Source organism: Luteimonas sp. 100069 (assembly GCF_003813845.1).
Classification (GTDB): domain Bacteria; phylum Pseudomonadota; class Gammaproteobacteria; order Xanthomonadales; family Xanthomonadaceae; genus Luteimonas; species Luteimonas chenhongjianii.
The window spans coordinates 855,578-870,318 of record NZ_RPFN01000001.1; the positions used below are offsets into that span (position 1 = coordinate 855,578).

Annotated in this window: 12 protein-coding genes; 1 reads left to right on the forward strand and 11 read right to left on the reverse strand. The window is 68.1% G+C overall.

All coding sequences use genetic code 11. From position 1 onward, the window contains the following. Positions 1-8 precede the first annotated feature (8 nt). From lpxA to EGK76_RS03800, 11 genes are all read right to left on the reverse strand, one after another. A complete protein-coding gene (gene lpxA, locus EGK76_RS03750; protein WP_096299050.1) occupies positions 9-791 on the reverse strand; it encodes an acyl-ACP--UDP-N-acetylglucosamine O-acyltransferase in 783 nt (260 codons plus the stop codon). A 1-nt stretch (position 792) separates the two neighbouring features. Then, complete coding sequence (gene fabZ, locus EGK76_RS03755) at positions 793-1,263, reverse strand: 3-hydroxyacyl-ACP dehydratase FabZ (protein ID WP_096299048.1); 471 nt, start codon at positions 1,261-1,263, stop codon at positions 793-795. Then, entirely contained in the window at positions 1,260-2,288 is a 1,029-nt protein-coding gene (gene lpxD / locus EGK76_RS03760; protein WP_123831696.1) for a UDP-3-O-(3-hydroxymyristoyl)glucosamine N-acyltransferase, read from the reverse strand. The genes fabZ and lpxD overlap by 4 nt, the downstream gene beginning before the upstream one ends. A 14-nt stretch (positions 2,289-2,302) precedes the next feature. Continuing rightward, positions 2,303-4,846 carry an outer membrane protein assembly factor BamA gene (gene bamA / locus EGK76_RS03765; RefSeq protein WP_123831697.1) on the reverse strand — a complete coding sequence of 848 codons (2,544 nt, stop codon included), beginning with the start codon at positions 4,844-4,846 and terminating at the stop codon, positions 2,303-2,305. A 66-nt stretch (positions 4,847-4,912) separates the two neighbouring features. Beyond that, complete coding sequence (gene rseP, locus EGK76_RS03770; protein ID WP_123831698.1) at positions 4,913-6,277, reverse strand: RIP metalloprotease RseP; 1,365 nt, start codon at positions 6,275-6,277, stop codon at positions 4,913-4,915. 9 nt (positions 6,278-6,286) lie between these two features. Next, positions 6,287-7,483 carry a 1-deoxy-D-xylulose-5-phosphate reductoisomerase gene (gene dxr, locus EGK76_RS03775; RefSeq protein ID WP_123831699.1) on the reverse strand — a complete coding sequence of 399 codons (1,197 nt, stop codon included), beginning with the start codon at positions 7,481-7,483 and terminating at the stop codon, positions 6,287-6,289. A gap of 2 nt (positions 7,484-7,485) precedes the next feature. Then, positions 7,486-8,325 (reverse strand): phosphatidate cytidylyltransferase, encoded by an 840-nt coding sequence (locus EGK76_RS03780; RefSeq protein WP_096299039.1) that lies wholly within the window; start codon positions 8,323-8,325, stop codon positions 7,486-7,488. Next, a complete protein-coding gene (gene uppS, locus EGK76_RS03785; RefSeq protein ID WP_123831700.1) occupies positions 8,322-9,092 on the reverse strand; it encodes a polyprenyl diphosphate synthase in 771 nt (256 codons plus the stop codon). Before uppS ends, EGK76_RS03780 begins: the two co-directional genes overlap by 4 nt. Positions 9,093-9,111: 19 nt before the next feature. Beyond that, positions 9,112-9,669 carry a ribosome recycling factor gene (gene frr, locus EGK76_RS03790; protein WP_096299037.1) on the reverse strand — a complete coding sequence of 186 codons (558 nt, stop codon included), beginning with the start codon at positions 9,667-9,669 and terminating at the stop codon, positions 9,112-9,114. A 104-nt stretch (positions 9,670-9,773) separates the two neighbouring features. Further along, entirely contained in the window at positions 9,774-10,502 is a 729-nt protein-coding gene (pyrH, locus tag EGK76_RS03795; RefSeq protein ID WP_096299036.1) for a UMP kinase, read from the reverse strand. A 466-nt stretch (positions 10,503-10,968) separates the two neighbouring features. Further along, a complete protein-coding gene (locus EGK76_RS03800) occupies positions 10,969-11,271 on the reverse strand; it encodes a hypothetical protein (RefSeq protein WP_123831701.1) in 303 nt (100 codons plus the stop codon). Between the two features lie 201 nt (positions 11,272-11,472). Here EGK76_RS03800 and EGK76_RS03805 point away from each other — a divergent pair, with 201 nt between their 5' ends. After that, complete coding sequence (locus EGK76_RS03805; protein WP_158613442.1) at positions 11,473-14,451, forward strand: EAL domain-containing protein; 2,979 nt, start codon at positions 11,473-11,475, stop codon at positions 14,449-14,451. Positions 14,452-14,741: the final 290 nt, after the last annotated feature.

Consider the following 14,741-nt stretch of genomic DNA (forward strand, 5'->3'; position numbering starts at 1 on the left):
TCGGATGCTCAACGCAGCAGCGGACGGTCGCCCGATTCGATGAACGCGAGGAATTCATGGACGTCGTCGCTGTCCTGCGCCATCTCTGCAAGGCGTGCGCGCGCGTCGGCCAGCGAATCGCCGGACACATACAGTGCGCGATAGGCACGCTTGATCGCCGAGGTGCGTGCGCTGTCGAAGCCGCGGCGCCTGAGACCTTCGATATTGACGCCCCGCGGACGGCCATAGCCGTCCTGGGCGACCATCACGAAGGGGGGGACGTCGCCATTGACGAACGCGCCCATTCCGATGAACGCATGCGCACCGATGCGGCAGAACTGGTGGATGCCGACGAAGCCACTGAGGATCACGTGGTCGCCGACGGTCACGTGACCGGCGAGCGTCGCATTGTTGGAGAACACGCAGCGGTTGCCGACCACGCAGTCGTGGGCGACGTGCGTGTAGGCGAGGAACCAGTTGTCGTCGCCGATGCGGGTGACGCCGCCGCCGTCGCCGGTCCCGCGGTTGATCGTCACGAACTCGCGGATCGTGTTGCGATCACCGATCACGAGCTCGGTGCGTTCGCCGGCGAATTTCTTGTCCTGCGCCTCGCCACCGATCGCGGCGTGACCGTGGATGTGGTTGCCCTGGCCGATGCGCGTGGGCCCGTGGATGCTGCAGTGTGGCCCGACGATCGTCCCGTCGCCGATTTCGACCTCGGGGCCGATCAGCGAGAACGCACCGATGCGCACGTCCTCGCCGAGCTTCGCGCCGGGATCGACGACCGCGCTGGCGTGGATGTGCACGGCCATGTCAGCGCGGGACCTCGGCGCAGAGGATCTCCGCGCACGCGGCCTGTTCGCCGTCGACCCGGGCGATGCCCGAATACATCGTCATGTTGCGGATCTCGCGCTTGATCGAGACCTCGAGTTCCAGGCGGTCCCCCGGCACCACCATGCGCGAGAACTTCGCCGCGTCCACCTTCACCAGGTAGGAGAGGTTGCCATTGTGGTTCTTGCCCCGGGTGAGGTGCGACAGGATGCCGCCGGCCTGGGCCAACGCTTCGACCACCAGCACGCCTGGCATCACCGGCTGGCTCGGAAAATGCCCCTGGAAGAACTGCTCGTTGGCCGAGACATTCTTGTAGCAGAGCACGCGCTTGCCGGGCTCGAACTCGACGACGCGGTCGACCAGCAGGAACGGATAGCGGTGGGGCAACAGGCCCTGGATGCCGTCGATGTGGATCGGCAGCGTGATCTCTGCCCGGGTGTCGTCCTGCGTCATGTTTCCCCCTTCCCGAGCGCCGTGACGCGGCGCGCGAGCGAATCGAGCTGGCGGATCCGTACGGCATTCTTCCGCCACTCGCGCGTGGGCTGGGCGGGAATGCCGGCCGAATATTCGCCGGGCTCGGTGATTGAAGCCGACACCATCGTCATCGCATGGACAACGACGCGGTCGCAGATTTCGAGATGGCCGGCGACGCCGACCTTGCCTGCCAGCAGGCAGTAGCGGCCGATCTTCGTGCTGCCGGCGATGCCGACACAGCCCGCGACCGCGGTATGCGCGCCGATGCGCACGTTGTGTCCGACCTGGATCAGGTTGTCGAGGCGCACGTCCTCCTCGATCACGGTGTCGTCGAGGGCGCCGCGATCGATGGTCGTATTGGCGCCGATGTCGCTGTCGTCGCCGACCACGACCCCGCCCAGCTGCGGGACGTTGATCCACTGGCCGGCGTCCATCGCCAGGCCGAAGCCGGCCGCCCCGAGCACGGCGCCCGGATGGAGGGTCACCCGCCGGCCCAGGCGCACACGCGTGACCAGGGTGACGCGTGCGATCAGGCGGCTGCCCTCGCCGACCACGCAGTCTTCGCCCACCACGCAGCCGGGTCCGATGCTGGCGCCGGCGCCGACGACGCTGCGGGCGCCGATGCTGACCAGAGGACCGATCGATGCTGTCGGGTCGATCTGCGCGGTGGGATCGATGACGGCGGAGGCGTGCACGCCCGCCGGGGCATCGCTGGCCGGCTCGAACAGCGCCGCGATCTTCGCGTACGCGACATAGGGATCCCGGGCGATCAGCGCGGTGCCAGCATATCCTGCCGCGTCGGCTTCGCGCAGCACCACGATACCGGCGCGGGTCGTCGACAACTGCGCTCGGTAGCGCGGATTGGACAGGAACGACAGCTGGTCTTCAGTAGCGCCTGCGAGCGTGCCGACACCACTCACTGTGGTGTCGGGCGCGCCATGGACTGCGAGTCCGAAGCGCTCGGCGAGCGCGGCGGCGGTGTGGCGGGTTTCGGTTCCGGTCATCGGCGGCGCCGGGATCAGAACGCACCGCCGAACGTGAACTGCAGGCGCTCGACCTCGTCACCCTGCTTGATCAGCTCGCCGGAACCGCCGCGCACTTCCTTCTGCTGCCGCAGCGGATAGGCATAGCTGATCGAGATCGGGCCGACCGGCGCCCGCCACATCAGCGCGATGCCGGCCGATGCACGCAGCTCCTTGGCGTCCCACGAATCGACGTCCTTGAAGACGTTTCCGAAGTCGACGAAGGCCGAGATGCGCGCGGCAGGCGACTTGATCAGCTGCGGGAAGAACATCTCCGCCGAACCGACCGTCTTGACCGCGCCACCGATCGGCTGCAGGAAGCTGCTGCCGAACGCGGCCTCGCGCGGGCCGAGCGTGTTGTCACGGAAACCGCGTACCGAGCGCGCGCCACCGGCGTAGAAGTTCTCGTAGAACGGCAGACCGTTCGCGGTGATGGTGCGGATGTAGTCGCTGGACGTTGGCTCGCACGGATCGCTCGGCGCGGGCGCCGGCGGCGGATTCGGATTGGCCTCGGTTGGCTGCTGACCAGCGGTAAAGCAGACATTGCGCACGATGTCGCTGCCGTAGCTGTCGCCGTAGCCCAGCTCTGCGCGGGTGTTGAGCACCAGATGGCGGTTGATCGGCCAGTACTTCGAGATCTCGTAATTGAGCTTGAAGTACTCGGCGGTCGAGCCGGGCAGGGTGGTCTCGAGCGAGACGCGCTGCATCATGCCGCGGGTGGGCTGCAGGAAATCGTTGCGCGTATCGCGCGCCCAGGCCAGTTCACTGCGCCAGGCGTGGAAGGTCCGCGAGTCGAAGGCCTCGATGTAATTCACGATGGATTCGGGCGAGGAGCCGCGCCAGGCGAAGATCTGGTTGCGGTCGATGCCGAACAGCAGCGAGATCGAGTCGTTCTCGGTCAGCGGAATGCCCAGGATGGTCTGGGCCGCCGCGCTGGTCGAGGAGTACTGCGCGGTGTTGAACTCGGAGTTGTCGAACTCGCGCCACCACAGGTTGTAGCCCAGCGACATGCCGCCGTCGGTGAAATACGGATTCATGAACGAGAACGAGTAGCGCTGCAGATACACGTTGCGCTGCGCCTCGACCGACACGCGGTTGCCGCTGCCGAGGAAGTTGTTCTGCGACAGCTGCACCGATGTGGTCACGCCGGCGAGCTGCGAGTACCCCAGGCCGAACACGAAGCTGCCCGACGTGGTCTCGGTGACGCTGAAGACCACGTCCACCTCGTCGTTGCTGCCCGGCACGGGCTGGCTTTCGACATTGACGCTGCCGGACTCGAAGTATCCCAGCCGCTGCAGACGGACCTTGGAGCGGTCGATCGCGGCCTGCGAGTACCAGCTGCCCTCGAACTGGCGCATCTCGCGGCGCATTACCTCGTCGGAGGTGCGGCTGTTGCCCTTGAACTGGATGCGGCGGACCTGCACCCGCGGGCCCGGCACGACCTGCAGATTGATCGCGACCGTGCGGTTCTCGCGGTCGACTTCAGGGATCGGATTCACCTGGGCGAAGGCGTAGCCGATGTTGCCGAGCGTGGCGATGATCGCATCGGAGCTGAGCTCCAGCAGCGCGCGCGAGAACACCTGGCCTTCGTGCACGAACACGCGGCTCTCGATCTCTTCCTTCGGCAGCACCGTGTTTCCGGTGACCTCCACGTCCGAGACCGTGTAGACCTCACCCTCGGTGATGCCGGCGGTGATGAACATGTCCGCCTTGTCGGGGCTGATCGAGACCTGGATGCTGTCTTCGCTGAAATCGATGTAGCCGCGGTCGAGGTAGAAGTTGTGCAGCTTCTCGCGGTCGCCCTCGAGCTTCTCGCGCGAGTACTGGTCGTCGCGGCGGTACCAGCTGAGCCAGTTGGACTCGCCCGATTCCCAGTTGTCGGTCAGGGTGTCGAGATCGAAGGTCTCGTTGCCGATCACGTTGATGTGACGGATCTTCGCCGCCTTGCCTTCCTCGACGTTGATCGCGATGTCGACCCGGTTGCGATCCAGCCGCGAGACGGTCGGCGTGATTCGTACGTTGTACTTGCCGCGGTTGTTGTACTGGCGCACCAGTTCCTGGGTCACGCGGTCGAGGTCCAGACGGTCGAAGGTCTCGCCTTCGGACAGGCCGATCTCGTTGAGGCCCTTGGTCAGGTCCTCGGTCTTGATGTCCTTGTTGCCGGTCAGCGTCAGGCGGTTGATCGCCGGGCGCTCGCTGACCGTGAACACCAAGATGTCGCCCTGGCGGGCGACCTGGATGTCCTCGAAGAAGCCGGTGCGGTAGAGCGCACGCACCGCATCGCTGATCCGCGATGCGTCGACGGTGTCGCCGCGTTCCACGGGCAGGTAGGTGAATACCGTGCCCGCGCCGATGCGCTGCAGGCCGTCGACACGGATGTCGCTGACGGTGAAGTTGCTTGCGCTGGCGGGGGCCAGTGGCGTCAGTGCGGGCGCGGCGGCCGCCACAGGTGCATTGGCCGTCGACTGGGCCCAGGCCGGTGCGGCGATCACCGTGGCGAGGGCGAGGGCGAGCATTCGGCGGTCAGGCATTCGCGTCATCTTTGGATCCGGGTAGGGGAATGGTTCCGGCGCGTTGGCGCGGCGGAAGCCGGGTCGGGGCAGGTGTCAGCGGACGAGTTGGAGGATGTCGTTGTAGAACGCCAGGCCCATCAGGCAGGCCAGCAGGGCCATGCCGACGTACTGCCCGGCCATCATCGTGCGCTCGCTCACCGGGCTGCCTTTGACCAACTCGATAAGGTAATACAACAGGTGCCCCCCATCCAGCAGCGGAATCGGGAGGAGGTTCAGGATCGCCAGGCTCAGGGAGAGCAGGGCGAGGATGGTCAGGTACCAGGCCGCGCCCTGGCCGGCGTAGGTATTGGCGGCGCGGGCGATGGTGATCGGGCCGGCGACCGTGTTCTCGATCGCTACCCGGCCAGTGAACGCGCGTCCGATCATCGCCACGAGTTGGCCGGCCTGGTGGCTTACCTCACGCAACGCCGCCGGCACGGCGTCGAGGGGGCCGTAGCGCTGCAGCGCATCCTTAGGCGGCAGGGACAGGTTGGGCGGCGGCGCGATTCCGAAGGCCCAGTACCGCCCGCGTCCGTCAGGACGTTCCATCTGCCGCGGCGCCATCTCGAGGGCGAGCCGCTCGCCGTTACGCTCCACCTCGACCATCGCCTGGCCGCCCTGCTCGCCGAGGGCCTGGACCAGGGGGCCGATGTCCTCGAAGGCGTGCACCGGGTGGCCGTCGATCGCGGTCAGGCGGTCGCCCTCGGCGAGGATGCCCCAGGCCGCCGAGTCGGGCTCGACGCGCCCCACCACCGGCGGCAGCAGCAGGTGCCGCGGCCACAGACCGACTGCCGCGGCGATGCGCCGCTGGTCGAAGTCGGCCGGCAGGGTGGACAGGCGCAGGTCGCGGACGACCTCCCGGTCGTCGGCGTCGCGCACCTGCAGCGCGATGTCGTGGCGGTCGAGCGCGGCCGGGAGCAGGGCCAGCTGCACTTCCATCCAGGTGGGGGTCGCGCGTTCGCCGACGGCGTCGATGCGGTCGTCCCGGCGCAGGCCCGAGGCCTCGGCAATCCCGCTGGACTGGCCGACGACCGGCGCGTAGTCCGGCCTTCCGATGACGAACATCGCCCACAGCAGGGCGACGCACAGGACCAGGTTCGCGACCGGCCCGGCCGCGACGATGGCGATGCGCTTCCAGACCGAGGCGCGGTTGAATGCCGCGTGCGCCTCGGCTTCGGGCACGGGACCTTCGCGCTCGTCGAGCATCTTGACGTAGCCGCCGAGCGGGATCATCGCGACCTGGTAGATGGTGCCGTCCTTGCCGCGCCGCGACCACAGCGGCCGCCCGAAGCCGATCGAGAACCGCAGCACGCGTACGCCGCAGCGCCGGGCGACCCAGTAATGTCCGAACTCGTGGAAGGTCACCAGCACGCCGAGGCTGACGATGAGCCACCACACCGAGCCGAGGAATTCAGACATCACGAATGCTCAATGGATCACGCCGGTTTCGAGCGCCTGCGTCGCGGCGGCGCGGGCGCGTGCGTCGGCATCGCGCAACACGTCCAGCGTCGCGGCAGGCGCGGCAGGGAGCGCGGCGAGCACGTGCTCGACCAGCGCCGGGATGGCCAGAAAACGCAGTTGCCCCTGAAGAAAGGCTGAAACTGCGATTTCATTGGCTGCGTTGAGCACCGCCGGCGCAGTGCCGCCGGCCACCAGCGCCGCGCGCGCCAGGCCCAGGCACGGGAAGGCGTCGTGGTCGGGGGCCTCGAAGTCCAGCCGGCCGTGGCGCAACAGGTCGAGCCCGGGCACACCGGAGGCGATGCGGTGCGGATGCCCCAGTCCTACCGCCAGCGCAGTGCGCATGTCGGGGAGGCCAAGCTGGGCGAGGGTGGAGCCGTCGACGAACTCCACGAAGGAATGCACCAGACTCTGCGGATGCACCAGCACGTCCAGCCGGTCGGCGGGCATGTCGAACAGGTGGTGCGCCTCGATCAACTCCAGGCCCTTGTTCATCAGGGTGGCCGAATCGACCGAGATCTTCGGCCCCATCGACCATTTGGGATGGGCGATGGCCTGGGCGGGCGTGACATCGGCCAGCGATTCCCGGCTGCGGCCTCGGAACGGCCCGCCCGATGCGGTCAGGATGATCCTGGACACACCGCCACAGTCGCCCCCCGGCGGCAGGCACTGGTGGATCGCATTGTGTTCGCTGTCGATCGGCACGATCACCGCACCGGCCTCGCGCGCGGCCTGCATCATCAGCCCGCCGGCGAGCACCAGTGATTCCTTGTTCGCAAGCAGCACGCGCTTGCCGGCGCGCAGCGCTGCGAGCGTGGAATCCAGCCCCGCGGCGCCGACGATGGCGGCGACCACGGTGTCACAGGCGTCGGCATCACTGGCGAGCGCATCGAATGCGGCCATGCCTGCGTGCGGCGTGGTCGCGAGCCGCGCATCACGCAGCCCCTGCGCCAGCGCATCGTGCAGGGCGGGATCGGCGATCACCGCATGGTCCGGGCGGTGCGCGGCGCAAAGCGCGACCAGTCCGTCGACATCGCGCCCGGCGCCGAGCACGCTGGCGCGCATGCGGTCCGGATGCCGGGCGACGACATCCAGCGCCGAGGTGCCGATCGAACCGGTGGCGCCCAGCACCGCAACCTTGCGAAAGTCTGCCGTCGCGTTCCGCATTTTCAGAAACCGAGCCAGATCTGCCCGAAGGCGAACACCGGCAACGCCGCCAGCACGCTGTCGAGACGGTCGAGAACGCCGCCGTGGCCGGGGATCAGGGTGCCCGAGTCCTTGGCCCCCACGTGCCGCTTGAGCAGGCTCTCGAACAGGTCGCCGACCACCGAGGCCAGCACCGTCGCCACCGCGACCAGGGCGACCAGCGGCAGCTGCGCGAGGCTGGCGCCGGCCAGTGGCGCGAACGCGACCGCCACGAGCACGCCCGCAACGAGGCCGCCAACGAGTCCCTCGATGGTCTTGTTGGGGCTGATCCGCGGCGCCAGCTTGTGCTTGCCGAACTTGCGGCCGGTGAAATAGGCGCCGGTGTCGGTGGCCCACACGATGGCCAGCGCCAGCAGCAGCCAGCGGTTGCCGTGTCCCCCGTTTTCGCCCGCGTGGATGACGCACAGCGCGGCCCAGGCCGGGATCACCGCCAGGGTGCCGGCAGCGAGCTTGAACACACGCGCCCGGGTGTCGTGGTCGGACGCGAAATCGTAGTGGCGCAGCCACAGCGTCGCCAGCAGCCACCAGGCCACGCCTGCCATCGCCAGCATCTTCAGCAGCACCAGCGACCCGCCGCCGGTCGCCGAGGCCCAGACCACGGCGACCATCAGCAGCAGGTTCAGCAGCAGCAGCGCAGTACGCGCGAGCGTGTCGTCGATGTCGGCCAGCCGCAGCCATTCCCATAGCGCGGTGAGGAACACGATCGCCGAAACCGCGGCTATCCACGGCGTATTGAGCAACAGGACGGCTGCGATGGCGATGGGCGCCATCAGCAGGGCGGCGAGGATCCGGGTGCGTGTCATGAGTGGCCCTCCCCGGGCACTGCGTCCTGCGCGTTGGCGATCTGCTCGCCGGTCAGCCCGAAGCGGCGTTCCCGCGAGGCATACGCCCCCAACGCCTGCTCCAGTTCCTCGATGCCGAGCTCGGGCCAAAGGGTTTCGGTGAACCACAATTCGGTATACGCCAGCTGCCACAGCAGGAAATTGCTGATGCGCAGGTCCCCGCCGGTGCGGATGAACAGATCCGGCGCTGGCAGGTCCGCCAATGCCACGCGCGCGCCGAGCGCGGCCTCGTCGACCTCATCGGGGCGCAGGCGGCCGGCGGCGACGTCTTCGGCAAGGCTGCGCGCGGCCATTGCGATGTCCTGACGGCCGCCGTAACTGGCAGCGACGGTGAGCATCAGCCGAGTGTTGTCGGCGGTCCGTGCTTCGGCCGCGGCCATCCTGCCGCGGATCGCCTCACTGAACCGGCAACGGTCGCCGATGAAGCGCAGTCGCACGCCGCGCCGGTGCAGCTCGTCCACTTCACGGTCGAGCGCACCCACGAACAGTTTCATCAGCGCGCCGACTTCCTCCTCCGGACGCCCCCAGTTTTCGCTGGAGAAGGCGAACAGGGTCAGCGCGCCGATGCCACGCGCGAGGCAGAAATCGATGCACAGGTTCACTGTGCGGGCGCCGGCGCGATGGCCGATCGCGCGCGGGCGCCGGCGGCGGGCCGCCCAACGCCCGTTGCCGTCCATGATGACGGCGACGTGGCGCGGTATGGGCGCGGACGGGGTCGAAACGTTCATGCGGACTGCGGCCGGGCCGTCAGACCGTCATCAGTTCCTGTTCCTTGGCCTTGACGACCTCGTCGACGTCCTTGATCGCCGAGTCGGTGATCTTCTGGATTTCGTCCTCGCTGCGGCGCACGTCGTCCTCCGACACCAGCTTCTCCTTCAGGAGCTCCTTGATCTGCTGGTTGGCATCGCGGCGGATGTTGCGGATCGCCACCTTGCTGTCCTCGCCTTCGCCATGCACGACCTTGGACAGCTCCTTGCGGCGCTCCTCGGTCAGCGCGGGCAGGTTGAGGCGGATCGTGGTCCCGGCAGTGTTCGGGGTCAGGCCCAGGTCGGAGCCGAGGATCGCCTTCTCGATCGCGCCGACGATCTGCTTCTCCCAGGGCGTGATCACGAGCGAACGCGCATCGGACACCGAGATGCTGGCGACCTGGCTCAGCGGCATCTCCGAGCCGTGGTAGTTGACCTTGATGTGGTCGACCAGGGCGCTCGTGGCGCGGCCGGTGCGCACCTTGACCAGCGTGTGCCTGAGCGCTTCGACGCTCTTGGCCATGCGGGTCTGGGTATCTTTCTTGATGTCGTTGAGCATGAGCGGGCCCGGTCCGTGTGCAGAATCGCCCGATTATAAACGGCCGGGCCCTGCGACGGGGCCGGCCGCGCGCCGGCGAAGCGACGTCTGGGTACTGCGTCGGATCAGGCGCGGCCCTGCACCAGCGTGCCGATGTTCTCGCCCCGCAGGATGCGCAGCAGCACGCCCGGCTGGCTCATGTCGAAAATGCGCAGGGGCAGATCCGAGTCGCGGGCCAGCGCGAAGGCCGCGGTATCCATCACTTCGAGGCCCTGGCCGAGCACTTCGTCATAGGTCAGGCGGTCGTAGCGTTTGGCATCGGGGAACTTTTTCGGATCCGCGTCGTAGACGCCGTCGACCTTGGTCGCCTTGAGCAGCAGGTCGGCGCCGATCTCGATCGCGCGCAGCGCGGCGCCCGAATCGGTGGTGAAGAACGGATTGCCCGTGCCTGCGGCGAAGATCCCGATGCGGCCCTTTTCCAGGTGGCGGATCGCGCGGCGGCGGATGTAGTCCTCGCAGACGTCGTTGATCTTGATCGCACTCATCACGCGGACGCGAGCGCCGCGCTTCTCCAGCGCGTCCTGCATCGCCAGCGCGTTGATCACGGTGGCCAGCATGCCCATCTGGTCGCCGGTGACCCGGTCCATACCGCCGGCCGCCAGGCCCGCGCCGCGGAAGATGTTGCCGCCGCCGATGACCACGCCGACCTCGGCGCCAGCCTTCTGGGCCTCGATGACCTCGTCGGCAAGACGTCCGATCACCTTGGGATCGATGCCATAGTCCTCTCCTCCCATCAGGGCCTCGCCGGACACCTTGAGCAGGACGCGGCGGTACGCGAGAGGGGATGAGGACATGCGATGACTCCGGGGGGTGAGGACGGTGCGGATTCTAGGGGATCGCCGTCTGTCCTGCGCGGGTGCACGCGGCTGGTACGGGGCCAGACAGTTGGAAAGCGGGGTGGGGATCGCGCTGCGCGGTCGCGAGTTCCTTGCGTGTGCAACCGGACCGTCTTGCGGGGGTCGGACTCGATCCAAGACACTCCCGTGCCGCTGTCCCCGCGCGCGACCGCCAGCACACAGCGGTCCGTGGGACGACGGGCGTCGCGCGAAGCGACCACCCCAGACTCAAGCTTGGATCTGCGATCCGGAGGGAGCGCTTTTTTTGTCGCCGCCGAAGCGCGTGGACTGTTTCTGAGCGCGCACGGCTCACGGTACCGGCCACGCGGACATGCAGGTAGTCGCAGTGCCGTATTCCGATTCCCTTCGGACGCGTTCCTGAGGCGCGCTGGCCGCCATCGACCCGCGGCACGGGTGCGACCGCTCAGCTCGCGCCAGCCGGGCCCTTGCGCGCCGGAGTAGCGGCGCTTTTTCCCTGTTCCGCATTGACTTCGCCGGAGGTCTCGTCGTCGATCTCCGGCGGGGCGCCGCTGACCGAGCCATCGGCATGTACGCGGCGCTCGAAGGCCGGCCCACTGGTCAGCGATGCGTCGTTTCCCTCGCCCGAGCGATTGTTGTCGTGGGCGTAGTCGTCCGCCTTGGAGGCCTTGCGATCGTTGACGCCCACATTGGCGGTCTGCGGGGGCTTGTCGGAGTTCGGGCCGGGGGGCGCGTGGTTTTTCGACATGACATGTCCCTGCCTGGAAGTGGACCGACCATGACGGTTTTCCGGGTAAAAGGCCGTGAACGCCGCAGCGGAGTGCGATGACGATGCATCGATGTTCCAACCGATCTCTGGCGCGGCGCGGGGCGCGGAGCGCTGCAGATGGCACGCGGTCGGGTTGGGAGGCAATATGGGGCCAAGACTGTTGTACGGAGCGGCCGACAGGTGAGCGAACCGCAACTGACCACCAGGCGCATGCGCTCGGTGCGCGCGATACGCAACATCGGCCTCTGGCTTGGCCTGGTGCTCATGATCGGGCTCGGCGCCCTGATGCTGTTCGATCGGCAGGCGCGTCTGGAAGCCGCATTCCGCCAGAGTGTGGCGCTGGCCAACGGAATCGATCGCCCGGTCTACTACGAAATGCGGAACCTCGAGCGGGCAATGGAGGGGATCGCCGCCGAGCGCGCGTTCTTCGGCGAACGTGCCGACGATCTCGCCGCGACGCACCTCGAATTCTCGATCAACGCCGTGGTCGCCCGGCACGACGAGATCGAACGCATCGTGGTCTACGGCAGCACCGGCAACGCGGGCACCACCGGTGCGGCGTATCCGGGCGCTCGGGAGCAGGTCGCCGAGTGGCTCGCGACCCTGGCGCCGGGAACCGCGCCGTTGACCGCGGGTCCGCTGCTGCGGCATTCCGGCGAATGGCTGCTGCCTCTGGCAATGCGGATGGCGGACGGGGGCTGGCTGGTCGCGATGTTCCGGACCCGCGAGCTGGAGTGGATGGTCAACGCGCTCGATATCGGGCGCGATGGCAGCGCGACGGTCTACACGCGTGACGGTGTGGTCCTGGCCCGGTTCGGAGAGGGCCGACACGTGGGGCGGCAGGTCGAACTCCCCGGCCAGCTCGCCCACGGCGATGGCCGACTGATCGACGAATGGGTGAGTCCGCTTGACGGTATCAGACGGGCCTTCACCTTCAGTGGCAACAGTGAGTATCCCTTTGTCGTCAGCGCGGGCATCGGGCTGCACGAAGCGCTCGCACCATGGCGTCTGTACTCGGCCGCAGCGCTGGGCATTGCAGGGTTCTACTGGCTCGGATTCGCTGTCGTTCTGCGCCGCGCGCGCCGGGACGAGCGGGCTCAGGTGGGCCTGGCCGCAGCGGTTGCCGAGCAGGCGGACTGGCTTCAGCAGGCGCAGCTGGCGTCGGCGACCGGGGTATGGCGGTTGTCTCCAGGTGCGGAGCATGTGCGCGTCACCGAGGAGATGGCAGCGCTTTTCGGCCTGGAGCGCCGGGAAGGTCACGTGCCGTTCGAAGCACTCTTCGACCGTCTCCACGAAGACGACCGGGAGCGGGTGCGCTGCGAACTCCTGGCCCTGCAGAAGGACGGGTTGCCGTTTGCGCAGGAATATCGTGTCTGTCTCCCCGACGGCGGCATGCGCTGGCTGAAGGCACGTGGCGCGACCATCAACGACCGCGGCGGGGCGGTGATGACGGGGACGGTCACCGACATCACCGAACGCCGCGACGCACAGTCGCGCATGGCGCTTGCGGAGCAGCAGTTCCGTCATCTGTTCGAGCGCAACCCGTTGCCCTCATGGGTCTACGATCTCGAGGATCTGCGGTTCCTGGCGGTCAACGAAGCGGCGGTCGACACCTATGGTTACAGCCGCGAAGACCTGCGGAATCTTTCGGTCATCCATCTGCTCGCGCCGCAGGACCATGCGGCCGGTCGCGAGGTGCTGCTGGACGGGGGAGGGCCGGACGGGTTGCAACGGAACTGGCTCCTGAAGGCGCGCGACGGGCGCCTCGTCGAAGTGCGCATGCATGCACGCACGATCGAGCTCGACGGCCGGCAGGCGCGTCTGGTACTCGCCGAAGACATCGGTGCACAGGCGAGCTACGAGCGGGCCCTGGCCTGGCGCGCCAGCCATGACGTCACCACCGGCATGCTCAACCTGCCTGCACTGGCCGAGCAGCTGGACGCGCATTGCGCGGCAAAGGCGGGCAATGGGTTCGCGGTGGCCTACCTGCAGTTGCGCGATCTCGAACTGGTTGCGCCGACGCAGGGCCGGCGCGCTGGCGAAAGCATCCTGTGCGAAGTGGCCGCACGCTTCCGTCGCGTGGCCGAGGACTGCGGGATCAGTGGCTACCTGCCATCGCAGACCTTCGTCATCGCCGCGCTCGATCCGGGCCAAATGGACGCGATGGTCGCAGCGCTCGTGGACGCCATCGGCCGGCCCGTCGAGGCGGAAGGCGGCACGTTCCCGCTGGGCGCATGGATCGGTCTGGCAATCGGCACGTGCGAGGACGGCGGCGCCGAGAAGGTCATCGGCAATGCGGCGCTCGCCTCGCTGCACGCGCGGCGCGAGAACCTGCAGGTCGTTCCCTACAGCGCCGCGATGGCCGAACAGGCGACGGGGCGGCTGGCGATGGTGCGCCAGCTGCGCCAGGCGCATGAGCATCGCGAGTTCGAACTGCACTTCCAGCCGATCTTCGATCTGGCCCGGGGACGTGTCGTCGCGCTCGAAGCCCTGTTGCGCTGGCGCCAGGGCGACGGCAGCTTCGTGCCTCCGGCACAGTTCATCCCGCTGTGCGAGGAGTCCGGGCTGATCGTGCCGATCGGCACCTGGGTGCTCGAGGAATCCGCACGCCTGCATAGCCGGCTGGACGCGGCCGGACATGGCGACGTGGCGATCGCGGTGAACGTCTCGGCCGTGCAGTTCGAGGCCGGCATGTCGGCCGACGCGATCCGCCGCCTGTTCGAGCGCCACAAGCTGCCCGCGCATGCGCTGCATCTGGAGTTGACCGAGAGCGTCCTGTTGCGCCATCCCGAAGATGCACGCTCACTGATGGGCGCCCTGCGGGAGGCGGGGTTGTGCCTGTCGCTCGACGACTTCGGTACCGGGTTTTCGAGCATGGCCTACCTCCGCGAACTCCCGCTGGATCATCTGAAGATCGATCGTGGCTTCGTCCGCGACGTGACCCGCGACTCCCGCAGTGCGGCGATCTGCCGGGCGATGATCGCGCTCGGACATGGGCTGGGCCTGTCGATCATCGCCGAAGGCGTCGAGGAGGCGGGACAGCTCGAATGGCTGCGGGCGCACGGCTGCGACCAGGCGCAGGGCTATCACCTCGGCCGGCCGATGGCGATCGACGCACTGCTGGCGTCGATGACGCTGCAGGCGGGTAAGGCTGACTGATCAGCGGCTACTGTCTCGGGCGCGTGCAATGTCCCGGCGCCGACGTGGATCGATGGATGCTCCCCAACGGTTCACCGCTGGTTGTCTGTGTCCGTGCCCCTCCACCCGGGCATGCCGATTGCGGACCACGAGCCCTCGCCGGGCGGCGCCCGCATCGGAGATCCGCTTGCTTGACCCGGTTTCTGGAGTGTCCCCAGGTGCGGCGCAGCGGCTGCTGGCTCACGGCGCGGCGCAAAGCCGAGGTGATGCATGCTGGGGAGCGGCGGCGTGCGTGCTCGCGTCCGGCCGCG